General features: G+C 38.1%; 19 protein-coding genes, 2 tRNA genes, 1 pseudogene and 1 other annotated feature. Of the genes and pseudogenes, 16 read left to right on the top strand and 6 right to left on the bottom strand.

Features of this window, described 5'->3' with window-relative positions:
* Positions 1–113: 113 nt before the first annotated feature.
* Together IGJ53_RS10895 and IGJ53_RS10890 are read right to left on the bottom strand one after the other, a co-directional pair.
* Positions 114–457 (bottom strand): annotated as a pseudogene (locus tag IGJ53_RS10895) (alpha/beta fold hydrolase); the annotation flags it as partial.
* Positions 458–1075: 618 nt separating this feature from the next.
* Positions 1076–1148, bottom strand: a tRNA-Thr gene (locus IGJ53_RS10890).
* Positions 1149–1363: 215 nt separating this feature from the next.
* On the opposite strand from IGJ53_RS10890, the gene IGJ53_RS10885 reads away from it, so the two are divergent.
* Positions 1364–1437 (top strand) — tRNA-Asn (locus IGJ53_RS10885).
* A 137-nt stretch (positions 1438–1574) separates the two neighbouring features.
* On the opposite strand, the gene IGJ53_RS10880 is transcribed toward IGJ53_RS10885, so the two are convergent.
* The gene (locus IGJ53_RS10880; protein WP_259741499.1) at positions 1575–1739 is read right to left on the bottom strand and encodes a hypothetical protein; all 165 of its coding nucleotides are present in this window, start codon (positions 1737–1739) and stop codon (positions 1575–1577) included.
* Positions 1740–2034: 295 nt separating this feature from the next.
* Between IGJ53_RS10880 and IGJ53_RS10875 the strand changes: the two genes are divergently transcribed.
* The 3 genes from IGJ53_RS10875 (at position 2035) to IGJ53_RS10865 (ending at position 5154) form a co-directional block, all read left to right on the top strand.
* Positions 2035–3363, top strand: coding sequence for an aminopeptidase C (locus tag IGJ53_RS10875; RefSeq protein WP_010733321.1), 1329 nt, complete (start codon positions 2035–2037; stop codon positions 3361–3363).
* A 204-nt stretch (positions 3364–3567) separates the two neighbouring features.
* Positions 3568–4401 carry a fructosamine kinase family protein gene (locus IGJ53_RS10870; RefSeq protein ID WP_010733322.1) on the top strand — a complete coding sequence of 278 codons (834 nt, stop codon included), beginning with the start codon at positions 3568–3570 and terminating at the stop codon, positions 4399–4401.
* A gap of 15 nt (positions 4402–4416) precedes the next feature.
* Positions 4417–5154 carry an acyl-ACP thioesterase domain-containing protein gene (locus IGJ53_RS10865; RefSeq protein ID WP_010733323.1) on the top strand — a complete coding sequence of 246 codons (738 nt, stop codon included), beginning with the start codon at positions 4417–4419 and terminating at the stop codon, positions 5152–5154.
* 154 nt (positions 5155–5308) lie between these two features.
* Here IGJ53_RS10865 and IGJ53_RS10860 read toward each other — a convergent pair whose 3' ends face one another.
* A complete protein-coding gene (locus tag IGJ53_RS10860) occupies positions 5309–6277 on the bottom strand; it encodes an asparaginase (RefSeq protein ID WP_002310207.1) in 969 nt (322 codons plus the stop codon).
* Between the two features lie 230 nt (positions 6278–6507).
* Between IGJ53_RS10860 and IGJ53_RS10855 the strand changes: the two genes are divergently transcribed.
* The 12 genes from IGJ53_RS10855 to IGJ53_RS10800 all read left to right on the top strand — a co-directional run bounded on the left by IGJ53_RS10855 (position 6508) and on the right by IGJ53_RS10800 (position 20401).
* Positions 6508–7341, top strand: coding sequence for a DUF72 domain-containing protein (locus IGJ53_RS10855; RefSeq protein ID WP_259741500.1), 834 nt, complete (start codon positions 6508–6510; stop codon positions 7339–7341).
* 33 nt (positions 7342–7374) lie between these two features.
* Positions 7375–8214, top strand: coding sequence for a Cof-type HAD-IIB family hydrolase (locus IGJ53_RS10850; RefSeq protein ID WP_438750213.1), 840 nt, complete (start codon positions 7375–7377; stop codon positions 8212–8214).
* Positions 8215–8239: 25 nt separating this feature from the next.
* Positions 8240–8800: a cof family protein gene (locus IGJ53_RS10845; protein ID WP_010733326.1), complete on the top strand. Its 561-nt coding sequence runs from the start codon at positions 8240–8242 to the stop codon at positions 8798–8800.
* Positions 8801–8999: 199 nt separating this feature from the next.
* Positions 9000–10721 (top strand): septation ring formation regulator EzrA, encoded by a 1722-nt coding sequence (locus IGJ53_RS10840; protein ID WP_002310211.1) that lies wholly within the window; start codon positions 9000–9002, stop codon positions 10719–10721.
* A gap of 165 nt (positions 10722–10886) precedes the next feature.
* Entirely contained in the window at positions 10887–12029 is a 1143-nt protein-coding gene (locus IGJ53_RS10835) for a cysteine desulfurase family protein (protein WP_010733327.1), read from the top strand.
* A 15-nt stretch (positions 12030–12044) separates the two neighbouring features.
* The gene (gene thiI, locus IGJ53_RS10830; protein ID WP_010733328.1) at positions 12045–13256 is read left to right on the top strand and encodes a tRNA uracil 4-sulfurtransferase ThiI; all 1212 of its coding nucleotides are present in this window, start codon (positions 12045–12047) and stop codon (positions 13254–13256) included.
* 209 nt (positions 13257–13465) lie between these two features.
* Positions 13466–14113 carry a redox-sensing transcriptional repressor Rex gene (locus IGJ53_RS10825; RefSeq protein ID WP_002287954.1) on the top strand — a complete coding sequence of 216 codons (648 nt, stop codon included), beginning with the start codon at positions 13466–13468 and terminating at the stop codon, positions 14111–14113.
* 128 nt (positions 14114–14241) lie between these two features.
* Positions 14242–14458 (top strand) — a binding site (T-box leader).
* Between the two features lie 47 nt (positions 14459–14505).
* The gene (locus tag IGJ53_RS10820; protein ID WP_010733329.1) at positions 14506–17151 is read left to right on the top strand and encodes a valine--tRNA ligase; all 2646 of its coding nucleotides are present in this window, start codon (positions 14506–14508) and stop codon (positions 17149–17151) included.
* A 196-nt stretch (positions 17152–17347) separates the two neighbouring features.
* Complete coding sequence (locus IGJ53_RS10815; protein ID WP_042957049.1) at positions 17348–18661, top strand: bifunctional folylpolyglutamate synthase/dihydrofolate synthase; 1314 nt, start codon at positions 17348–17350, stop codon at positions 18659–18661.
* Positions 18651–19304: an HAD family hydrolase gene (locus IGJ53_RS10810; protein ID WP_002372812.1), complete on the top strand. Its 654-nt coding sequence runs from the start codon at positions 18651–18653 to the stop codon at positions 19302–19304. The genes IGJ53_RS10815 and IGJ53_RS10810 overlap by 11 nt, the downstream gene beginning before the upstream one ends.
* Positions 19305–19358: 54 nt before the next feature.
* Positions 19359–20051 (top strand): RadC family protein, encoded by a 693-nt coding sequence (gene radC / locus IGJ53_RS10805; protein ID WP_010733331.1) that lies wholly within the window; start codon positions 19359–19361, stop codon positions 20049–20051.
* Positions 20052–20200: 149 nt separating this feature from the next.
* Entirely contained in the window at positions 20201–20401 is a 201-nt protein-coding gene (locus IGJ53_RS10800) for a cold-shock protein (protein ID WP_002294067.1), read from the top strand.
* Between the two features lie 257 nt (positions 20402–20658).
* Here the strand turns inward: IGJ53_RS10800 and rnjA are convergent, their stop codons facing one another.
* Together rnjA and IGJ53_RS10790 are read right to left on the bottom strand one after the other, a co-directional pair.
* On the bottom strand, positions 20659–22338 hold the full coding sequence (gene rnjA, locus IGJ53_RS10795; RefSeq protein WP_002310218.1) for a ribonuclease J1: 1680 nt from the start codon (positions 22336–22338) through the stop codon (positions 20659–20661).
* A 1-nt stretch (position 22339) separates the two neighbouring features.
* Entirely contained in the window at positions 22340–22552 is a 213-nt protein-coding gene (locus IGJ53_RS10790) for a DNA-directed RNA polymerase subunit epsilon (RefSeq protein ID WP_002287947.1), read from the bottom strand.
* Between the last annotated feature and the right edge of the window lie 207 nt (positions 22553–22759).

The raw sequence follows: 22759 nt of genomic DNA, 5'->3' as shown, positions 1-22759 counted from the left end.
TTCATTGATCCATGATCCATAAAACTAGTCACAATCGAGCTACATTGAAAAACAAGACAACATTCTTAACTTGGTAAATAAAAAAGACAACACATTGTGTCGTCTTTTTTTGATTAGCTATTTTCGATAAATGATCGCATAGCTTGTGCCATTATTTCTGGCTTTTCTTTATTCAATTCCTATTTTCCGTTTTCAATAAACAGGAGACGGCTATTAGCTGAAACTTTATATAACCGTTTTGCTCCAGGCATGTTTGCATAATCTTTTGTACCGCATAAAATCAATTTAGGAAGTCGTGATGTACGAAGCTGTTTTTTTGCAATCTAATGTTTTAAGTGAACGAAGTAGATTTAGACAAACCTAATTTTTTAAACATTTTAAAAGGTACGCAGTAAAAATAAACATTCTGGAAAATAAGCAATAAGCGATTAGGAGATTCAAATTGTGGATCAGTTAAATCGATGGAGTACTCGAGGGCACTGAAACATCCATAAAGCAAGTAGCTCCGCTATCGATTGTCAACAGGGTCACTTACTTTAATGTGATTGCATTAATTTGGAAAATAAATGAACTTTCACTCTACTACGATGGTCATCCTGAAAGAATTATCAACCATCGGAAGACCTAAAATTTCCTTTCCCAAACCAAATTGATACACAACAAACTCATAACTTCCTGGATCGCTTGGCGCTTTGAAAGAAATCTTTCTATTTTGTGGAGTAATTTTATTGGATTTAGAATCTTTCGATAACCGAATAGGCAAGTTAGAAAGACCATTTAGTTCAATTTGCTTATTTCCTAATAAGACAACAAGGACGTATTCCTATAATCCCTCAATACTTGGACCAACTAAGAAGTTTAATTCAACCATTTCTCCTATTGATACATTCAAATAAGGACTTGGATTATTTATTAACTCAGTAACATTTAATCCATATTAAAGTATTCGCAGATTAACTGAAAAAGTCGTTTTTTCTTTATTTAAAATAAAAACAGTTTTGTGGGATTTTCGTGGCATAAAATAAAAAAACAGCGCAGACACATTGTTAAACCAACATGTTGCACTGTTTAAGGAAGCCACTTGCCGGGCTTGAACCGGCGACCTCTTCCTTACCATGGAAGCGCTCTACCAGCTGAGCTAAAGCGGCATTATCATTAATACAAATAATAGGATAACGAATATTAATGTATTTGTCAATATATTTTTTATCAAAAAAATGTGTTTTTGTACTAATGAAACAATTCTCAGAAAAAAGTAAAAATAACAAAAAATGCTAACGGTTTCTTCGAGAATATAGTAAAAAAATTCAAAAAAAGTATTGCGTTATTTGAAAGAAATTGATATTATATTCATGTACTTGATTCCGGCATAGCTCAGTTGGTAGTAGCGCATGACTGTTAATCATGATGTCGTAGGTTCGAGTCCTACTGCCGGAGTAAATAAAGCTTATGAAAAGAAAAAGAAATCCAATCACTTGGGTTTCTTTTTCTTTTATTATGATGATGAATCAAGCTTTCTGTTTTTGTCACGTATGTTATAATCTTTACGAAAGAGTAGAGTTGGCTACTCATAATCAATCATACTTCCCATCATCGCTAAATACGAAATAAATCAGCATTCCTACACCGATCAAAGCACAAGCTGCACCAAGAAAAGGGATGACATTCCCAAAGTTATCTGTATTCATAAGTATGCCACCACCCACAAACAAAAAGCCACCAGCAACCAGGTTTTTCATTTAATAAATTCTCCTTTCTTACGTTATAGTATTTCCTTCTTTCAATGAGTATTTTGAAAGCTATCTTATTGTATGATGTTCTTCTAGGCCCCTTCTTTATTATACAGGCCATTTTCGTTATCTCATAGAAATATTCCTTTTTATCTGAAAACTATTGTATACCGTATGACATTTTTCTTCATGAAGTCGTAAGTATATTCTCATTCAAATGAAAATTTCATCATAGAAGAGATTGTATTTCTAAATTCTTAAGAGTAAAATACGAAGTGTAACTTGGATTTGGAAGGATGATTGGATGAAAGCTATTACACCGGATATGACAACAAAATTTGACAAACAGTTTCAAGCAAATAGCAAACAGCAGGCGTTGCAGCGGGCTGTCGTGAAGAACGGGATTACTGCTTCTGCTGAAAATATTTCAGCACATGTGGCGAATACACCAGTATTTTCTATTGATCTAGCTACAGGAAAAGTGGCTAATCAGATGCAATCGGGCCGTTGCTGGATGTTTGCTGCATTGAATACGTTCCGTCACAAAATGCTGAATCAATTCCATTTAAAAGAGTTTGAATTATCACAAAATTACACTTTTTTCTGGGATAAATATGAAAAGGCAAATTACTTTTATGAAAACATCATTGCAACTGGAAAAGAGGCTATTGATAGCCGAAAAGTTGCTTTCTTGCTAACTACTCCTCAACAAGATGGCGGTCAATGGGATATGATCGTTTCATTATTCCAAAAATACGGTGTTGTGCCTAAATCGGTAATGCCGGAAAGTGCGAATAGTTCAAATTCTCGAGATTTGAATAACTACTTGAACAAACTACTGCGTAAAGATGCAGTTGTGTTACGCGAAATGGTTGCTCAAGGAGAAACATTAGACGCTATTGAAGAAAAAAAAGAAGAAATGCTAGAAAGTATTTATAACTTCTTAGCCATCTCATTAGGAACACCTCCAAAAGAATTCGATTTTGAGTACCGCGATGAAGAACAGAACTATCATCTTGACCGAGGACTGACACCACAAATTTTTTATGATAAATACATCGGTGTAAAATTAGATGATTATGTTAGTGTGATCAATGCACCAACAAAAGACAAACCATTCAATCGTTCTTATACAGTAGAGATGCTAGGGAATGTCGTTGGCGGGAAAGAAGTTAAATACCTGAATGTTGATATGGAAACTTTCAAAAAATTAGCGATTGCTCAGCTTGAACAAGGAGAATCTGTATGGTTTGGTTGTGATGTAGGACAATCTTCTACTAGAACCAGTGGCATCATGGCCTTAGATGCTTATTCGATGGATGATCTATTCGATACAGACTTCACAATGACTAAAGCTGAACGTTTGGATTTTGGTGAAAGTTTGATGACCCATGCGATGGTATTGACTGGCGTTGATTTAGTGGACGGACAATCAACAAAATGGAAAGTCGAAAACAGCTGGGGCGAAAAAGTTGGAAAGAACGGTTTCTTCGTTATGAGTGATGCCTGGATGGACGAATATACGTACCAAATCGTTGTAAGAAAAGATTTGTTGACGAAAGAGCAACTAAATGCGTTTAATGAAGAGCCAATTGTGTTATCTCCATGGGACCCAATGGGTGCTTTAGCATAGGTAAATAGTTCAATAAAGAGTATGCTATAGATAAAAAAGAGCTGGCTTAAGTCAGCTCTTTTTTATCTATAAAGTCCATCTCCTGATTTTTATGGTCCCTGTGCTATAATTCTAAATAAAGGGATGAGGATTGGAAATAATCCTTTTATCATGAAACAAGTATGATGACAAAATAGAATAAAATTGGGAGCAGGGGGAAAAGTCATGGATATCCAAACTGTTTTATCTGATCTGAAACTAAATGGTAAAGTGATTCCAGTTGTTGGCGGCGATGTTAATCAAACTTATCGTATAAAAACAGAGCAGCGTGCTTATTTTTTGAAAATCCATCCGAATGTAAAAAAAGATTTTTTTGAAGCAGAAGTAGACGGGTTAAAAGAGCTAGCTGCATTCGTACGTGTACCAGATACGTACATGCTGGGTGAAACAAGTGAAGGCGCTTATTTGTTAATGGAATGGATCGAGCCGGGAAAAGGAGATCAACGAGATCTTGCTGCAGCTTTAGCTAACCTACATCAGCAAACAGCGCCACAATTTGGTTTTCGAAAAGATAACTATCTAGGTACACTTATTCAGAAAAATTCTTTTGAAGAAGATTGGTGGATTTTTTTCTTTAAAAATCGGCTTGAAGCCCAGATTTCTTTAGCAGAAGAAACGAATCGTTGGAATGTACAGCGGCAAGAAAAGTATCTGCAATTTAAAGAACGAGTTTTGAAATCGGTTGAACCCAAAAAGATAACTCCACGCCTCTTGCATGGAGACCTGTGGAGTGGTAATGTGTTCTTTGACCAGCAAGGACATCCAATTTTTGTCGATCCGGCTGTTTCTTATGGGAATCGGGAACAAGACATTGCAATGAGTCAGTTATTCGGCGGTTTCCGACCGGAATTTTTAGATGCCTATCAAACTATATTTCCATTAGAAGAGGGATGGGAAGATCGACTACCGATTTACCAGTTATATTATCTTTTGGCACATTTAAATATGTTTGGAGAAAGTTACGGTTCCCAAGTAGATCAATTACTAGAAAGTTTTTAAGAGGAGGGCGCGTTTTTGGCAAAGAAATATACCAAAAAGCATGAAGTTTCATATTATGAGTGTGACATCAATCAAACGATGACATTTCCTTCGATGTTAGGAGTAGTTATCAAAACATCTGAAGATCAAAGCGACCAGTTGGGAAGAGGCAGTGAATTCGTCAATAGCTTTGGACTGACTTGGGTCATCACGAATTATTCTATGGAGATTAATCGTCTGCCTAGAGTCGGTGAAGTAATTTCAGTAACGACTCAAGCCATGGAGTACAATAAGTTTTTCTGTTATCGGAACTTCTGGATCCATGATGAGGATGGGGAAGAATTAGTCAAAATAGAATCTGTTTTTGTATTGATGGATTTTGTGAATCGAAAAATGAGCAGTGTTAATGAAGAGATCATTGCTCCTTTTGAGAGTGAGAAAATCAAGAAAATCAAGCGTCAGGAAAAAATTGAAAAAATCGATTCGGGCTTCATGTTGCCATATCGTGTTCGTTTTTATGATATCGATAGTAATCAGCATGTTAATAATGCGATGTATTTTAATTGGATCATTGATGTATTGGGATATGACTTTTTGACTACGCATGTTCCAGAAAAAGTAATTATTCGATTTGATAAAGAAGTAGAGTACGGGAATGAGATCGAAAGCCATTTTGAACAAGTCCCAACCGAAAATGGTATCAAAACAAAACATGAAATCCGAATGCAAGAACAGCTGTATTGTGAAGCCAATATTATATGGAAAAATAAATAAAAAAGAGGTTGTGACAGAAGTGGTCAGCTTCAAGAAATAAGAAGAAATTTACGAAAATTGTTTCTCAAATTTTTGTAAAATTTCGGCTTAGTTTTCGAAGAAGCTACTTTTATCACAGCCTCTCTTTTTAAGTTTAGCTATCAGATATTGATGGTTAGTTTTGGATAAATGAAATCAATTCTTCACCCGTCAAACCATAGTTTACGGCAATCAATAGTTTTAAACGTGCTTTTTGACTATTGATGCTGTTGCAGAAAATAATCCCCATTTCTTCTAGTTCTTTTCCTCCGCCTTCATAATCATAAACAGGCTCTGCGATTCCATTGAAACAACGAGAAACAAGTACTACAGGGATTTTTTGGACAAGGAGCTTTTCTAAAGCTGCTAAGGCTTGAGGAGGGAGATTTCCGGCACCTAAAGCTTCAATGACTAGACCGTCTACTTTCGTATGGGCGATTGCTTCCAATAAGTCTCCTTGCATCCCAGCATATGCTTTAACAATTGGGATAGTCCCATTTACAGCGGAAATATCCAGCCGCTTTGTTTCTAAAAGTTCTTGTAAAAATAAGATTCGATTCTTAGTTACTAAACCGATTGGTCCCAATGTAGGCGTTCGGAAAGTAGCAACGTTTGTGGTGTGGGTCTTTGTCACGTAGCGTGCAGAATGGATCTCATCGTTCATGACCACTAATACACCCTTATCTACCGCTTCTTCACAGCTTGCGACGCGAATAGCACTTTCAAAATTATAGAGGCCGTCACTTCCAAGTTCGTTACTTGAACGCATTGCTCCAGTCAAAACAATTGGTAATTTGTCGCCAATCGTTGTATCAATAAAAAAGGCAGTTTCTTCTAATGTATCCGTACCATGTGTGATCACCACTCCGAATATACCTGATTCATAAGCGGACAAGATACGTTCTTTTAATACCAACATGTGAGAAGGCATGATGTGTGGTGAGGGAAGATTGAAGATATCTTCAACTAAGAGTTCCACATGCTCAGGTATCGTGATTTCTGCATCTAATAACGGGTTTGCCACATCAGGACTAACACCGCCAGTGAGCATGTTTTCTTTCATGGCGATCGTTCCGCCGGTGTGCAGTACAAGTATTTTTTTCATTTTACAGACTTCCTTACGAATAATTTTGCATAGCCGTTAAATCTTATTGTATACTATATAAAAGAGTTTTGCTATCAGTGAAGAATAACAATAGCCAGACTTATTATAAAAAAGCTGCCCTTACTTAAACGAAGAAGACTCGACCTTGACCTCTTAATGCACGGAGTATTTGGTTGAGTTTCTTTTATAAAAAAGCAGTCAAGGGAAAACAATTACGAAGGTGGTCGAAAATGATCAGAATCGGATTAACATCGTTTAAAGAACATGACAAATTAACTGGCAAAAAGAATAACACTTTGTATGAATATGCCGGATTTCTACCCTTAGTGGAATTAGATACTGCTTATTATGGGATTCCTCGAAAGTCCTCTGTTGAGAATTGGATAAACGAAGTACCTGAATTTTTTCGCTTTGTAGTCAAAGTCTATCAAGGAATCAGCGGTCAAGGAGATTGGAAGCCTTATTACCAGACCGAAGAAGAGATGATTACGCATTTTTTAGATGTCATGTCGCCAATGGTAGAAGCTGGAAAGCTTTTTTGCTTTTTAATTCAATTGCCCTCTTCATTCAAGTGTACAAAAGAAAATGTCCAATACTTGCGCAAACTTAGAAAGTGGTTTGAGGGTTATCCTGTTGCTGTAGAATTGCGGGACTATTCTTGGTATAGCGATGAATTTCTTGAACGTACGAGAAACTTTATGTCTCGAGCCGCTTTTTCTTTAGCAATCATCGATGAGCCGCAGCTGCTGAATACAACGATTCCTTTTGATTCATTTGTAACCAATCCGAACTTTGCTCTTTTTCGATTTCATGGCAGGAATGCTCAGGGATGGCAAGCAAATGATAAAGATTGGCGCAAAAAAAGAACATTGTATCGTTATTCAGAAAAAGAACTGCAAGAACTAGCAAGTGAAGTCAAAGCAGTTGATTCTAAGACAAAAGAGGTAGGTGTGATTTTTAATAACAATTCCGGCGGGGATGCGGCTGAAAATGCATTAGCACTGCAAAAAATATTAAATATCAAGCCGGATGGACTTAATCCAACTCAAATGGATCTGTTTTAAAGGCTTATTTTATTCATGAAAGGGGCGAAGTCTATGATCAAAGCTATTTTTTTTGATATTGACGGAACATTGGTCACCAATCGTTCAAAAGCATTGGAATCAACAAAACAAGCAATTAATTATGCTCGGAAAAACGGCATTTTATGCGGTGTAGCAACGGGCCGAAGCCCAATAAAGATCAAAGAAATCATTGATGAATTGGAATTAGATATGTATGTCGTGTATAATGGTCAACTGGTTTTTACTGCAGATCGAACGATTATCGACCACCCTTTTGAACAAAAAGTATTGGAACATATTGTTGAATTTGCAGATGAGAACCATCGACAAATCGTTTTTGGTGCGAGAAATCGGCTAGATGGATCAACGACGATGCTATTAGGACAATCGATTTTTATCAAGCGGCTAGTCAGCTTTTTACCGCGTAAATTCCCGGTACGTCTGATGAAAAAAAACCTCCAGCTTTTTAGCCCTCACCGGCAAAAGGACCGTTATGAAACATTAGAGATATTAAAAGAACCAATTTACCAATGTATACTGCTTAGTCCGGAGTCAGAACAGAAAAAGTTAGAACATCTATTTCCCGAGTGTACCTTCCAACGTTCAAATACGTATACTGTAGATATTATCCCAAAAGGTGGTTCAAAATTGCTAGGCATCCAAGCTTTCGCAAATGCTGTCGGAATTGAGATGGAAGAAATCATGGCATTCGGCGACCATTACAATGATATCGAGATGCTGAAAGGTGTAGGAATTGGAGTGGCCATGGGAAATGCTCAGAACGAAGTAAAACATGCCGCAGATTTTGTGACCCAATCAAATGAAGAAGATGGCATATACGAAGGACTGAAACACTTTGGTCTGATTTATTAGTCAATGAAAGAAGGAAAACATTAGTATGGAATCAGAGACACCTTTTCAAAAAGTAGAAGCATTTCACAAAATTTTTGATCCAAGAAGACCAGAAATCCCCACAGCTTTTACTGCGATGGAGGCTCATACACGTGCTGCATTCAAAATAGAAGAACTTGTTGAATTTGTTGCAGCTACCTCACCAAGTAAAGAACAACTACATGAAGCTGTTACTCTGCTACACGAAGCATTAGATAAAGCAGAAGAAAAAATACTTGATAAAACAGAGTGGGGAAGTGATCCACTGATTGAACAAGTAGATGCACTGACAGATATCCTTTACTTTACTTATGGTTCTTTTTCATTATTGGGAATAGCGCCTGATCGAATATTTGATATCGTCCATCAGGCAAATATGGGAAAATTGTTTCCAGATGGAAAACCTCATTATGATCCTGTAACAAATAAAGTATTGAAACCTGAGAACTGGCAGATGGAGTACGCGCCAGAGCCTAAAATCGCGGCAGAAATCCAACGACAGATTCAAGAAGCTCTTGCTGGGAAAAGCTCTGCTGATAGGAGTGCACGCACAAACGAAACAGAGTGATCAGTACTTCACTATTTTTGTTATCTTTATACGATGGAAAAACAAAAGATTTTCGTTTAAGTTAGTGAATGCACGAAAATAGTATGCTATAATCTAAAATAGATGTCTTTTGCACGAGAGACGTATTATTTGGATTTATGCCAAGCAGAACGCCATCTGTTGCATAAAAAGATGCATACTGAAAACGGAGGAACCATAAATGGGAAATAATGTTATCATCGGAATCGTCATTGCAATCATTATAGTCGCCATTGTCGTCTTTTTGGTTAGTTACTTGATGAAGAAAAAAAACCAAGATCGATTGGATGCCTTAGAAAAACGCAAGGAAGAATTATTTGACTTGCCAGTGATTGAAGAAGTCGATGATGTTAAAAAAATGCATCTGGTTGGGCAAAGCCAAAATACCTTTCGTGAATGGAGTCAAAAGTGGAATGACATATCTACTTCCTCATTCGCTGAATTAGAAAGTCAAATTTTTGAAGTGGAAAACCTCAATGAAAGTTTTCGGTTCTTAAAAGGAAAAAAAGCAGTTGTTGAAGCAGAAGCAACAATGGACCAAATGGAGAAACAAGTAACGGAAATCCGTGAAGGTCTGAAGGAATTGCGAGAAACGGAAGAACGCAACTCATTAGCTGTCCAGCAGGCGCTTGATGTCTATGAAGAACTGAAAGAAAAAGTCAGAGAAGACGAGCATGAATATGGACCAGCTCTTTTTGAATTGCAAAAACAGATCAAGATGATCGAAAAAGAATTTACGCAATTCGTGACTTTAAATACTTCCGGCGATCCTGTAGAGGCCCGTGAGGTTTTAGATAAAGCAGAAAAACATACGTATGAAGTGGAAGCTCTGATGAAAAAAATTCCACCACTGTATGAAGATCTCCATACGACTTTCCCTGAACAACTTGAAGAAATCAGTGATACTTATGAGAAATTAATGGAAGAACAATATGTATTCCCTGAAGAAGATCTTGCTGAAGATATCGCAAAAGTAAGTCGAAGAATTGAAAATTCATTAGCCAATCTTGAAAAAACAGAAGTTGAAACGGTCGAATTCGAAAACCGAGAAACAGCTGATTTGATTGATTCGCTATATGACATCTTAGAACGGGAAATGGAAGCTCAGAGATATGTAAAAACTAACCAATCAACGATTGCAGAGTATATCAAACATACAACGAAGAATAACCGTCAATTATTGATTGAGTTGGATCACACCGCTCAAAGCTATACATTGAATCACAATGAAATTGGTCGTGTACGAGGTTTCCAAACTGAAGTGGAAGAAATGGAACGTCAAAATGAACAGATGATTCCGCAGATCCGCCAACACGAAATCCCTTATTCAGAAGTGCGTACGTTCTATAAAACAGTCTTCAAGGTCTTAGAAGATATCGAAACGCAACAAGTAGAGATCGACGACTCATTACATGAATTGAGAAAAGGCGAAAAAGAAGCGCAAGAAAAGATCGATACATTCGAATTTAAATTGCGTAGTTTGAAACGTTTTGTAGAGAAACAACGTTTGCCTGGCTTGCCGAATGATTACCTAGAATTCTTTTTTGTTGCTACTGATCGTATTGAAGAACTAAGTGTTGTCTTGAATAAAATTCGAGTAAACATGGAGGAAGTCAATCGTTTAGTTGCTCTATGCGAAGAAGATCTAGAATTATTAGATAAGAAGACACATGATCTAGTAGATGCAGCAGCACTAACGGAACAAATGCTCCAATATGCAAACCGTTATCGTCATACACACGAAGAAGTGCGAGAAGCGATTGATAAAAGTTACTATTTATTCAATAAAGAATATCATTATCAAGAAGCATTAGACGAAATTGGTACAGCATTAGAGAGAGTAGAACCAGGTGCTTTCAAACGCATCGAAGATTTTTATTTTAATCATCCAGACTTAGTATAAAGCAAAAAAGCAGTAATCATGCAAGAACAAGACAATCATCCGTCTTGTTCTTGTCTTTTTTTATGTCTATCCGAAGGACGAAACAAGTGAAAATTCCACCTGCTCTTGAAAGCACCTTGGACAACCGTTATAATAGAAAAGAATTTCAAAAAAGAGGGGTTTCTTATGATATATTTTGATAACAGTGCAACGACCCCAATCTTTCCGCAAAGCTTAGATGCATATGTAAAAACCAGTCAGCGGATTATTGGGAATCCATCAAGTCTTCATGATTTGGGCAATCAAGCTAATCGGTTGTTGCAGCAAGCAAGAAAGCAGATCGCTGATTTGATCCATGCAGAACCAGAAGAAATCTTTTTTACTTCAGGAGGAACAGAAGGAGATAACTGGGTATTAAAAGGAACGATGATTGAAAAAAGAGAGTATGGGAATCATATGATCATTTCAGGAATCGAACATCCGGCAGTCAGTGAGACGGCCGAACAATTAAAAGAATTAGGAATCGAAGTAAGTATCGCCCCAGTAGATAAACGCGGATTTGTACGTGTTGACGAATTGAAAAAATTAATAAGAAAAGAGACAGTTTTGGTCTCTGTTATGGCTGTGAATAATGAAGTAGGATCGATTCAGCCCATCCAAGAAATCAGTGATCTTTTGGATGATTTCCCTAAAATTCATTTCCATGTAGACGCTGTTCAGGCAATCGGAAAAGTACCATTCTCGCAATGGTTGACAGGGAGAGTGGATTTTGCAACATTTTCAGCCCATAAATTCCATGGTCCACGGGGAACGGGTTTCATTTATTGGAAAAAGGGTCGTCGTTTAGCACCATTACTGACAGGTGGAGGACAGGAAAGAAATCAACGAAGTGGGACAGAAAATGTTCCAGGTATTGTGGCTATGGCTAAAGCTTTACGTTTATCATTAGAGATAAAGAAACAAAAACCTGAGCAGACACAACGCTTAAAAGAAGCTTTGATCAATGCGTTGAAGTCGTATGATAAAGTGACGATCTTTTCAGAAGGAACCGACTATGCGCCGCATATTTTATGTTTTGCTCTAAAAGGAATTCGTGGTGAAGTTCTCGTCCATGCTTTAGAGGAAAAACAAATATTTGTTTCTACTACTAGTGCCTGCTCCTCGCGTAAACATATGGCAAGCAGTACATTGCACGCGATGCATGTACCAAATGATTTGGCTACATCTGCTATTCGAATCAGCCTAGATGAAAATAATTCATTAGCAGAAGTGGAACAATTTATGATTATTTTCAAGCAGCTTTATAAGAAATTTTCTGCAATCAATTAAAAGAGGAGTGTTCTTGTGAAATACAGTGAAATTATGGTCCGTTATGGAGAGCTTTCGACAAAAGGAAAGAATCGAAAAAGCTTTATCATGCAACTAGCACAAAATGTCAGACAAGCTTTGAAAGAATTTCCAGAAATCAAAATCCATGCTGATCGCGACCGGATGCATCTTTTGTTGAATGGTGCAGACAGTCAGCTAGTTATTCCAAAACTAGCAAAAATATTTGGGATCCAAAATTTTTCTCCGAGTATTCGCGTAGAAAAAGATGTCGAAGTTTTGAAACAAGCTGTTCAAGACATCATGAAAGAAATTTATACAGGGAAAGAAACATTTAAAATTATCGCTAAAAGAAGCGATCACCAATTTGAATTGACAAGTAATGAATTGAATCAAACATTAGGCAATGCTGTTTTTGATATTTTCCCTCATATCCAAGTTCAAATGCGTCAGCCCGATATTCCATTACGTGTAGAGATTCGTCGTGACGGTGCTTATCTGTCGTATGAAACGATCAAAGGAGCTGGCGGGTTGCCTGTAGGAACAAGCGGAAAGGGAATGCTTATGCTTTCTGGCGGGATTGATTCTCCTGTAGCAGGATATTTTGCAATGAAGCGGGGAGTGGAAATCGAAGCTGTTCATTTTGCTAGTCCGCCGTATACAAGTGAACAAGCACTGCAAAAAGCAAAAGACTTAACAGCGAAACTAGCGCCTTATGTAGGAACAATCCATTTTATTGAAGTGCCATTTACCGAGATTCAAGAAGAAATCAAAAAATCAGTGCCACAAGGATATTGGATGACGATCACTCGTCGAATGATGTTGCGGTTGACCGATGAAATTCGCCGTATTCGTCATGGTCTAGTTATTTTGAATGGCGAATCATTAGGTCAAGTGGCTTCACAAACCTTGCAAAGTATGGTGGCTATCAATGAAGTAACGAATACGCCAATCATTCGGCCTGTAGCGACAATGGATAAACTTGAAATCATTGAAGTAGCAGAACAGATCGATACATTTAATCTTTCTATCCAGCCTTTTGAAGACTGCTGTACGATTTTTGCTCCTCCACAGCCAAAAACACGCCCACAACTGGAAAAGGTCCATCAATATGAAGAGCGTTTAGCAATAGATGAAATGATCCAACGAGCACTAGCTGGCTTGAAGCTGGAAGAGATACAAGCAGAATCTTCTAATGAAAAAACTGAAGAATTTTCAGAATTGCTATAAGAGGTTGTGAAATCAGTGTTTTGAACTAATGTCGAAGATTAGCTGATAAATGATAAAAAAGAGAATTTTCTATGAAATAGCGACCCAAATAGTTAATTTTTGGGTCGTTTTATTTGTCTCACACCCTTTTCCTTCCTACCTGTAACCTTGCTCCTGGGTTAGAAACATGTTACACTAAATATGTGAAATTATTAACAAGGAGCGTCGTTATGCGAGAAAAAACAGATACACTGCCAAAAGCAACTGCGAAAAGGTTACCTTTATATTTACGCTACTTAAAGATGCTGGATGACTCAGGCATAAGTAGAATCAAATCAAATGAGTTCAGCGAAATCACCCAAATTCCTTCTGCAACGATCCGCAGAGACTTCTCGCAATTAGGCGAGCTAGGCAGAAGCGGATATGGCTATGATGTCCCTTTCCTTATCGATGTATTCAATAATATCCTTAATACTAAAGAAGAAAAACGAATCGCATTAGTCGGATACGGAAATCTTGGCAAAGCATTGAAACACAACAATTTTAGAAGAAATGAAAATCTAAATATCGTGTGCGTCTTTGATAATGATCCAGCACTGATCAATCGAGTCATTGATGGAGAAATGATCTATCCGATTGATCGTTTCGCGGAGATAGCCAAAGCAAAAAATGTAACAGTAGCAATCTCTACGGTACCAAGCAAATATTCACAATCTGCTATTGATGAAATTGTCAAAGGAAATGTAACCGCTATACTTAATTTTGCACCTGACCGAGTAACTGTCCCAGCTTATGTCAATGTTCAATACATTGATTTGACAACCGAGTTACAGACGCTTATTTACTTTGATGAGAATTACTCAGAAGTTTTTTCTTAGGAAAATTTGAGTAGGCTTATTGTTCTTGCGAGGATCCGTCGTCATTCTTTCAAAAATTTTTTAATACTAAATGAAGTGGTTTTTTCACGACCACTTGTTGACTAAAAAAAAAAACCATTGTAGAATGAAGCATAACGCTGAACAAGAGGAGTAACTGGCACATTCATTCTTAGAGAGAGAACTATCTGCTGAAAGGTTCTCAATGACAACCAGTGAAGGTAGCTTGGGAGTTTCTGTCTTGAATGGAGTAGAGATAGACGAGTCGTGATCGTTAACTCACTTGAGAGGCAATAATGATTGATTATTGCAATTTAGGTGGTACCGCGTAAATCATACGTCCTAAAATACGAAAGTATTTTAGGACGTTTTTTAGTTTAAAGGAGGAAAACAGCATGACGGAAGAAAATAACCTATCAACAAAATATAACCCGCAAGAAGTTGAAGCTGGACGTTATCAGCATTGGTTAGAACAAGATTTGTTTAAACCGAGCGGAGATAAAAAAGCAAAACCTTATTCAATCGTGATCCCACCCCCAAATGTTACCGGAAAACTTCATTTAGGGCATGCTTGGGATACGACCTTGCAAGATATGCTGATTCGTCAAAAGAGAATGCAAGGATATGATACTTTATGGTTGCCTGGTATGGACCATGCAGGAATCGCGACACAAGCAAAGGTAGAAGCAAAGCTCAGAGAGCAAGGAATTTCTCGCTATGATCTAGGTCGTGAAAAGTTCATCGATCAAGTGTGGGAATGGAAAGAAGAGTATGCAAACCATATCCGTGAACAGTGGGCTAAAATGGGCTTATCTTTAGATTACAGCAGAGAACGTTTTACATTAGATGACGGATTATCTGAAGCAGTACGTAAAGTTTTTGTTACCTTATATGAAAAAGGGTTGATCTATCGCGGTGAATACATCATCAATTGGGACCCTCAAGCACGAACAGCTCTATCTGATATCGAAGTTATTCATAAAGACATCGAAGGCGCCTTTTACCATATGAGCTATGAACTGGCAGATGGATCAGGCGTAGTAGAAATTGCGACGACCCGGCCAGAAACGATGTTGGGAGATACGGCGATTGCTGTTCACCCAGAAGACGAGCGTTATCAAGCGCTGATCGGCAAAAAAGTGATTCTACCTTTAGTCAATAAAGAAATCCCAATCATTGCAGATGAATATGTAGATATGGAGTTTGGGACAGGCGTAGTAAAAATCACTCCAGCACATGATCCAAACGACTTTGAGGTAGGTAATCGTCATGATCTCCCACGAGTCAATGTGATGGATGATGATGGCACGATGAATGAACTAGCAGGAAAATATGCTGGAATGGATCGTTTCGCTGCTCGTAAAGCAATCGTGCAAGATCTAAAAGAAATCGGCCGATTGATCAAAATCGATACGATGGTCCATAGTGTGGGACATTCCGAGCGGACAGGTGTCGTTGTCGAACCTCGATTGTCTACTCAATGGTTTGTAAAAATGGCGCCGTTAGCAAAAAAAGCCATTGATAACCAAGAAACAGATCAAGCAGTGGAATTCTTCCCTCCAAGATTCAATCAAACATTTTTACGTTGGATGGAAAATGTCCATGACTGGGTAATTTCACGACAATTATGGTGGGGACATCAAATCCCTGCATGGTATCACAAAGAAACAGGCGAAATGTATGTAGGGATGGAAGCACCAGCTGATAGTGAAAACTGGGTCCAAGATCCGGATGTTTTAGACACTTGGTTTAGTTCAGCATTGTGGCCTTTTTCAACGATGGGCTGGCCAGATACGGAAAGCGAAGATTATAAGCGGTACTTCCCTACTAGCACTTTAGTAACTGGTTATGACATCATTTTCTTCTGGGTAAGCCGAATGATCTTCCAAAGTTTGGAATTTACTGGCGAACGACCATTTGAGAATGTCTTGATTCATGGATTGATTCGTGACGAACAAGGGCGGAAGATGAGTAAATCATTAGGTAATGGGATCGATCCGATGGAAGTAATCGAAAAGTATGGAGCAGATGCTCTCCGTTGGTTCTTATCGAATGGTTCTGCACCAGGGCAAGATGTTCGCTTCAGCTATGAAAAAATGGATGCTTCATGGAACTTTATCAATAAAATCTGGAATGCTTCACGTTTCGTTATCATGAATATCGAAGGTATGACCGTAGAAGAGATCGATTTATCTGGAGAAAAATCAGTGGCTGACCGATGGATCCTTACTCGTTTGAATGAAACGATCGCACGTGTAACTGAATTATTTGATCGTTTTGAATTTGGTGAAGCCGGTAGACAACTGTATAACTTTATCTGGGATGATTTTTGTGACTGGTATATCGAAATGAGCAAAGAAGTACTTTATGGAGATGATGCTGTTTCAAAACAAACAACACGTAGTATCCTAGTCCATACCTTGGATCAGATTTTGCGTTTGTTGCATCCAATCATGCCATTTGTCACAGAAGAAATATGGGAACATATTCCTCATCAAGGAAATTCTCTAGTAGTAGCAGAATATCCTGTGGTACGTCCAGAGTTTGACGATGAAACTGCTTCTAAAGGAATGGAAGTATTGAAGGAATTGATTCGAGCAGTTCGAAACATTCGTTCAGAAGTGAATACACCATTGTCTAAACCAATTACGTTATTAATCAAAACAAACGATGCTAAAATCGATCAATTTTTAGTTGAAAATACAAGCTACATCGAACGCTTCTGTAATCCAGAAGAGTTGACGATATCAAGTGAGATCACTGCACCAGATCTAGCGATGTCAGCTGTTCTGACAGGTGCAGAAATCTTCTTGCCGTTAGCAGGATTGATCAATATCGAAGAGGAAATCAAACGATTAGAAAAAGAACTGGAAAAATGGACAAGCGAAGTGAAACGTGTCCAAGGAAAACTTTCTAATGAACGGTTTGTTTCTAATGCGCCGGAAGAAGTAGTAGAGGCAGAACGTGCAAAAGAAAAAGATTATTTAGAGAAGCAAACGGCTGTCAAAGAACGAATCGAAAGTTTGCGTACTATTCAATAAAAGCGGGGAACACCACTTATTCCGAATAAGGGGATGTGACATGATTATTGTCGCATCCTCTTTTTTAGTCTACTCTGATTACTTAGAAAAAAGAGCGATTTATCATGTATCTGGAGCAGATTTTTCTCTCTATCGTCCTTTTATTTTTCTTATGTCTTCTATTTGTTATAATAAAAGAGAAATGGGGGAATTGTTGATGACGATTGAAGAAGCAATAGAATGGATCCATAGTCGATTACCATTTGGTTCACGTCCTGGTCTTGACCGAGTCGAAGCTTTATTAGAAGTGGTAGGTCATCCGGAGAGGAAAGTAAAAACGATCCATATCGCTGGAACAAACGGAAAAGGGTCTACTGTAGCCTATTTGAGAAGCCTATTAGAAGAAGCTGGTCTGATAGTTGGAACGTTTACTTCACCTTATATCGAAACGTTCAATGAACGGATTGCAATCAATGGAAAAAGTATCCCAGACAATGACTTGATCCAGCTTGTAAAAAAATATCAGCCGCTGATCAAACAACTTGATCAATTTGAAGCAGTAGCTGGTATCACTGAATTTGAGACATTAACAGCAATGGCATTTGATTATTTTTTGATGAAGAAAGTAGACGTAGCGATTATTGAAGTTGGCTTAGGTGGCTTATTGGATTCTACCAATGTAGCTGTACCGATGCTAACTGGAATAACAACGATTGGGCTTGATCATACCGAGATACTTGGAGAGACGATTGAAGAAATCGCTGCGCAAAAAGCAGGAATCATCAAACAAGGCGTTCCTGTTGTCACAGGAAACATCGGCTCAGAAGCTTTTAATGTCATCAAACAAACAGCTAAAGAAAAAAATGCGATGCTTTATGTATACGGGGAAAATTATAAAATAAACTATCTGCATCCTGATGAGACTTGGGGAGAAGTATTTGAATTCTTTAATGAAGCAGGGAAAATCCCTCAACTAACCACGCCGCTTTTAGGGCAACATCAAGCTGAAAATGCAGGAGTAGCCATCGAATTGTATTTTGTTTACTGTCAATTGGAAAAGCTGCCTTTCCGAGAAAAAGATGTTTTGAAGGGGTTGAAGAAATCTCGATGGCCAGGAAGAATGGAGCGTTTGAGTAACGAGCCATTAGTTGTTTTAGATGGTGCCCATAATACGCATGCAATGAACCGGCTTGTTGAGAATTTGAAAAAAGAATTCAAAGGATATCAAATCAACATTTTGTTTTCCGCCTTACGAACTAAAAATGTTAGAGAAATGCTAGAACGATTGCAGCAAGTACCAAATGTCCATATTTATTTGACGACCTTTGAACATCCAAAAGCCATCGAATTAAGTGAAGTATCAGATTTAGCAAGTGAGAGAGTATCAATCGTTTCATTGTGGCAATTCGGATTAGCAGATATATTGGAAAAGATGACAAATGAAGATGTATTAGTTGTGACCGGTTCGCTTTATTTCATTTCAGAAGTTCGTCATTTATTAATACAATTAGGAGGAGACCATGAAGTATAATGCAGTGATTTTTGATATGGATGGTTTATTGTTTGACACAGAGTTAGTATATTACGAGGCTTCCCAAGTAGTAGCAGATAGGATGGGTTTTCCTTATGATAAAGACCTGTATTTAAAATTCTTAGGTGTTTCCGATGAAGAAGTGTGGGCGAATTATCATATGATTTTTGCGGAATTCGGCAAAACAAGCGTACAAAGATTCATAGATGATTCATACCAGGAAACGCTTGAGCGCTTTTCACAAGGAGCTGTACAAATGAAGCCAGGAGTGTTGGAACTCCTCTCTTTTTTAGAAGAACATCAGATTCCCAAAGTTGTCGCTTCCAGTAACCAACGAGCTGTCATTGAACTTTTATTGAAGAAGAACAATCTGTTTGAACGATTTGAGACGATTGTTTCCGCAGAGAATGTTCAACGAGCAAAACCAGATCCGGAAATTTTTTTATTAGCCAATCAGAAATTAGGTACAGCTAAGAAAGAAACATTGATTTTAGAAGATTCACAAAATGGTATTTTAGCAGCTTCTGCAGCTGAGATCCCTGTAGTCATGGTGCCAGATTTGCTTCCGCCTTCCCAAGAATTGATCAAAAAAACGGCTGGGGTCGTTTCTTCTTTGCATGAAATCCCTGCATTGATAAAATAAAAATCCATCTCTTTTCGTATCTTATTTTAGAAAAGATAGAAAGGAGATGTTTTTTTGGAAAAACGATTGATCAAAGAAGTACCAACTAGCTCTTTACCAAGGGAACGTATGGAAATTTATGGAGCTGAAGCTTTATCGGATCAGGAGCTTTTAGCAATTTTACTGCGTACTGGTCAGCACCCTCATAGTGTGATGTCGATTGCTGGCAATCTGTTAAAAACGTTTGGTGGATTGGCTTCTTTACGACAGGCGACTTTGCATGAGTTAGAAGAGATTCGAGGGATAGGACGTGTGAAAGCAATCGAAATCAAAGCCTTGATCGAGTTAGGCCGCCGCATTCAGACGGACCAAGAAAGAGCAGCTCCGGCCATTCGTACTAGCTATGAACTGGCACAACAATTGATTCTGGAAATGAAAGATCACAAACAGGAACATTTGATTTGTATTTATTTGGACACGAAGAATCAAGTGATTTTAAAAAAGACAGTGTTCATCGGTTCGCTGAATCAGTCAGTCGCTCATCCTAGAGAAATATTCCATTATGCCGTACGTTACTGCGCGGCAAGAATCGTTTTAGCACATAATCATCCTTCTGGTAATGTTATTCCATCACAACAAGATATGAATTTTACTAAAAGGATACAAAAGTGCGGAGAAATGATGGGCATCACTGTACTGGATCATTTGATCATCGGACGTAAACGATATTTTAGTTTGAGAGAAGAAGGATTAATGGAAGAGAAGTAAGTTGCTTTCTTGCAAAAAAAATGAAGCAAGTGTACAATTATATTGTAATTTTGTTTGGGAATAGAAGTTGAAACATCTGTTGCACCTCTATCGTACACGAGCAATGTTACAATTTAAATAAGTGCTTTTGGCACGAGGAGGATATTATTATGGAAAACGGAACAGTAAAATGGTTCAACGCTGAAAAAGGATTTGGATTTATCTCACGTGAAGATGGAAGCGACGTATTCGTTCACTTCTCTGCTATCCAAGGTGACGGATTCAAAACATTAGAAGAAGGTCAAGCAGTGACTTTCGACGTTGAAGAATCAGACCGTGGCCCACAAGCTGCAAACGTTGTAAAAGCTTAATTTTATCTGTAAATCAAATTGATGGTAGGCATCAATTTTTACGAGAGAACAAAGCGAGTAACAAAAATACCTGCCACAAGAGGAAATTTCTCTTGTGGCAGGTATTTTTTGTATGAAAAAGTAAATAAATTTTAAGAGGTTGTGAAAAAGCTGCCCTGTATCAAGCAATAAGAACAGCCAAATAAAAACAACTTGTCCTGTTTTCCGTTTGGTTTCTCTTATACTCAGGTCAGGGCACTAATTTCACAACCTCTTACTTATTCTTCATCTGGTGTCATGACCATCGGTAAAATCATTGGATGTCTTTCTGTACGTTCGAATAAGAATGGCTGAAGCGCGCCAGTCATCGCTTCTTTCAATTTATATTCTGAACAGTCAGGTCCATTTAAACATTCTCTTAAAGCATGGAATAAGATTCGCTGAGCTTCATTGATCATTTCTCCTGATTCTCGCATGTAAACAAATCCACGAGAGAGAATATCTGGACCAGCCAAGATTTCTTTTTTCTTGATATCTACTGTTGCAACAGCTAATACAAGACCTTCTTCTGAAAGCAGGTGACGGTCACGTAAAACGACATTACCGATATCGCCGATCCCGCTACCATCGATATACACATCTCCAGCCACAAAATGCCCAGCAGGACGTGCAGAATCGCTAGTTAACGCTAAAACATCGCCATTTTCCATGATGAAGCAGTTTTCTGCAGGAACACCTACATCTTGTGCTAGAGAAGCATGGACTTTCAGCATGCGGAATTCTCCATGGACAGGGATAAAATATTTTGGTTTCATCAAGCGAAGCATCAATTTTTGTTCTTCTTGTCCACCGTGACCGGAAGTATGGATGTTATTGATTTTTCCATGGATTACTTCTGCGCCAGCTTCAGACAGCAAGTTGATTAAATGATTGACACTTGTTGTATTACCAGGGATAGGTGAACTTGAAAAGATCACTGTATCGTCTGGCTGGATTTGGATTTGGCGGTGGGTACCATTTGCAATACGGCTCAAAGCGGCCATCGCTTCCCCTTGAGAACCTGTACATAGGATCATCGTTTCGTTAGCAGGCAAGCGATTGATTTCATGTGCATCTACAAATGTGCCGTCTGGAACTTTGATATATCCTAAACGTTGACCATTAACAATGGCATTTTCCATACTACGTCCGAAAACAGCGATTTTACGACCAGTCGCCACAGCGGCATCTGCTGCTTGCTGCAAACGGAAGATATTAGAAGCAAAGCTGGCAAAAATAATACGACCTTCGATTTTTGAAAAGATCTTCAAGATAGAATGACCAATCGTTTTTTCTGATTTAGTAAATGTTGGAATCTCAGCATTTGTACTATCAGATAAAAGGCACAAGACACCTTCTTCCCCGATACGAGCCATTTTATGCAAGTTTGCTGGTTCGCCAACGGGAGTGAAATCAAACTTGAAGTCTCCAGTTGCTACGATATTACCAGAAGGTGTTTTCACCACGATCCCTAATGCGTCTGGGATACTATGAGTCGTTCTGAAAAAGCTGACAGAAGTTTTTCTAAAACGAATGATCGTATCTTCATTGATTTCATGAAGCTCTGCCTCTCGAAGCAAGCCATGCTCATCTAATTTGTTCGTGATCAACGCTAATGCGAGAGGACCAGCATAAATAGGAATATTTGCTTGTTTTAGCAAGTAGGGTATTCCGCCGATGTGGTCTTCGTGCCCGTGAGTAATCACTAGGGCTTTTACTTTGTGCAAGTTTTGTATGATGTAGCTGTAGTCGGGAATGACATAGTCAATTCCAAGTAGATCGTCTTCCGGGAACTTGATCCCGGCATCAATCAAAATGATTTCATCTTGGAATTGTACCCCATACGTATTTTTCCCGATTTCACCTAATCCACCAATAGCAAAGACGCCGGTCTCATTATTTTTGATGGAAAGTTTCATATTAAAACTCCACTAATGAGAAATCAGCATTTTCTTTTTCGTATTCTAGATGACTTCCTTCTAGAAGTTGAACGAATTCAATATTGTATGGGGTATTTTCTTCCACACGTTGGCGAGCGTCTACATCGCTTTTTGCCTCAATGTAAAGAGATTTTGTTTCTTCCCGTTTAGGGTTACGTACTTTTGTTTCTTGATAATAAACTTTATAGATCATTGTTTTGTCTCCTTTATCTGCGTAAAGCAGTGATTTAGCTAGTTGATTTTTTTAGACAACACAAAACGAGGGGACAAGCCACCTAGTTTTTCATATGCTTTGACTAGAATACTGGATTCGAGTCAAAGAGACAAGCCTCGTTTTTGCTCATCTGTTCGGATATTTTTTCAACCGTACCTTCTGTATAAAAAATATACAACAATTAAT

Origin of the sequence: Enterococcus sp. DIV1283b (assembly GCF_051710965.1) — a bacterium.
Taxonomy (GTDB): Bacteria; Bacillota; Bacilli; order Lactobacillales; family Enterococcaceae; genus Enterococcus_B; species Enterococcus_B lactis.
This window is presented reverse-complemented; position numbering and strand designations above follow the sequence as displayed.